Raw genomic sequence first — 252 nt, forward strand, 5'->3', positions numbered from 1 at the left:
GCCAGCGGCAACATGGACCTGTCGCAGCGCACCGAATCGCAAGCCAGCTCGCTGGAGCAGACCGCCGCCGCCATGGAGCAACTGACCTCCAGCGTGCGCCAGAACGCCGACAACGCCCAGGAAGCCAATACGCTCTCGCAGTCCGCCTCCGAGATCGCCGGCCGCGGCGGTGCCATGGTGGAGCAGGTGGTGCAGACCATGAGCGCCATCAATGCCTCCTCGCAGAAAATCGTGGACATCATCAGCGTGATC

At 65.1% G+C, this 252-nt stretch carries 1 pseudogene; it reads left to right on the plus strand.

Going from position 1 to position 252, the window contains the following annotated elements:
* Window positions 1-252: pseudogene (locus B3873_RS19815) on the plus strand (chemotaxis protein); the annotation flags it as partial.

Source organism: Herbaspirillum sp. UBA812 (genome assembly GCF_002296545.1).
GTDB lineage: Bacteria > Pseudomonadota > Gammaproteobacteria > Burkholderiales > Burkholderiaceae_D > Herbaspirillum > Herbaspirillum huttiense.